The sequence below is a fragment of the Flavihumibacter sp. CACIAM 22H1 genome, assembly GCF_001601815.1.
In the GTDB taxonomy this organism is placed as follows: domain Bacteria; phylum Bacteroidota; class Bacteroidia; order Chitinophagales; family Chitinophagaceae; genus Flavihumibacter.
The window spans coordinates 21564-23526 of sequence record NZ_LUKG01000079.1 but is presented as its reverse complement, the minus strand read 5'-3'; the positions used below and the strand labels follow the sequence as shown (position 1 = coordinate 23526).

Here is a 1963-nt window from a genome sequence, read left to right as displayed (position 1 = left end):
CCACCCAGGTAAGCAAAAACACCCCGGAAGAAGTGGTACTGCATTTTGAAAAAGGACAGCTAACGGCAATCAATGGCCGCAAGTTTAACCACCCGGTAGAAGCTATCCAGGAATTGCAGAAGATAGCAGGTCCATTTGGTATCGGGCGCGATATACACGTGGGTGATACCATTATCGGCATCAAAGGACGGGTTGGCTTTGAAGCAGCAGCCCCCCTGGTAATCCTGAAAAGTCACCATGCCCTGGAAAAACATGTGCTTACCAAATGGCAGTTGAGCTGGAAAGATCAGTTAGCCCAGTTTTATGGAAACTGGATGCACGAAGGTCAGATCCTGGATCCCGTGATGCGCGATATCGAAGCTTTTCTTACCCACTCCCAGGAAAAAGTAACCGGTGATGTATTTGTACAATTGTATCCCTATCGTTTCCAGGTAACAGGCATTGCTTCTCCACATGACCTGATGTCGAGCAAATTTGGTAAATACGGCGAAATGAACAGTGGCTGGACAGGACAGGATGTACGTGGGTTTAGTAAAATATTCGGGAACCAGACAGCTATCTGGACGAGTGTGAATGGAGAATAGAGGAGAGGAGAAGGGGAGAAGCTGAAGGGGAACGTAAAAAGTGATATCATGACTAAAATAAATGTAGGCATAATTGGCGGGGCCGGATATACGGGCGGAGAATTGATCCGACTGCTTATCCATCATCCGCATGTGGAACTGGTTTTTGTGCACAGCAAGAGTAGTGCGGGAAAACCATTGCATGCTGTGCATGCAGATTTGCTGGGCGATACCGACCTGCTTTTCACAGATTCTCTGGACAAAAAAGTAGACTGTCTCTTTCTTTGCACCGGGCACGGCGAGGCAAGAAAATTCCTGGAAGCAAATCCCCCCGCAGCCGGTACAAAAATTATAGACCTGTCGAATGATTTTCGACTGCAACAAAATGCCAGCCTGGGTGATTGGAATTTTGTGTACGGACTGCCTGAATTAAATCGGGAAGCTATCCGCAGAGCTACCGCCATTGCCAACCCGGGTTGCTTCGCAACAGCTATACAGGTAGGCCTGTTGCCACTTGCCAAAGCAGGCCTGTTAGACGAGATCTATACCACCGGCATTACCGGTTCTACCGGCGCTGGCCAGGGCCTGAGTGCTACTTCTCATTTTAGCTGGCGGGCTAATAATATCCAGGCATACAAAACGCTTACGCACCAGCACCTGGGAGAAATCGGAGAATCGCTCCTGCAATTGCAGCCAAACAGTGCTATTGACCTGAGTTTTGTACCCTGGCGCGGTGATTTTACCCGGGGTATTTTTATAAGCTCCACTATTCACATGGAACTGCCTTTTGAAGAAGTACAGGCCCTGTACGAGGTCTTTTATGCCGATCATCCTTTTACCGTGGTCAGCCAGGCCTCCATTTTTCTGAAGCAGGTGGTTAATACCAATAAAGCCCTTGTTCAGTTGGAAAAAGTAGGCAGCAAACTGGTCATTCACAGTGCCATCGATAATCTTTTAAAAGGCGCAAGTGGCCAGGCCGTACAAAATATGAACCTGCTTTTTGGTGTAGAGGAACGAAGCGGCCTGCAATTAAAAGCTTCCGGCTTCTGATTGCAGGACCCCCGTAATTCAACCATCTAATCACTTTTTATTATTTCTATTCATGAAACTTTTCGACGTATACCCGCTTAATAATATCACCATAACCTCCGCTAAGGGCGCAAGGGTATGGGACGATAAGGGACAGGGTTACCTGGATATGTACGGTGGTCATGCCGTAATCTCTATCGGGCATACCCACCCGCACTGGGTAGAGCGGATAGAAGAACAGCTGGAAAAAATTGCCTTCTATTCCAATTCCGTAGTAATTCCCCAACAAAAAGAACTGGCTGATTTGCTGGGCCGCGTATCGGAGAAAGAGAATTACCAGTTATTCCTATGCAATTCGGGTGCTGAAGCCA

At 47.7% G+C, this 1963-nt stretch carries 2 protein-coding genes and 1 pseudogene; all 3 read left to right on the top strand.

Going from position 1 to position 1963, the window contains the following annotated elements; translation table 11 throughout:
* A pseudogene (locus A1D16_RS17645) lies at positions 1-584 on the top strand (argininosuccinate synthase domain-containing protein); the annotation flags it as partial.
* 48 nt (positions 585-632) lie between these two features.
* Entirely contained in the window at positions 633-1613 is a 981-nt protein-coding gene (gene argC / locus A1D16_RS17640; protein ID WP_290711936.1) for an N-acetyl-gamma-glutamyl-phosphate reductase, read from the top strand.
* A gap of 52 nt (positions 1614-1665) precedes the next feature.
* Positions 1666-1963, top strand: a 298-nt coding sequence (locus tag A1D16_RS17635; protein WP_290711933.1) for an aminotransferase class III-fold pyridoxal phosphate-dependent enzyme, incomplete at its 3' end; no start/stop codon positions are given.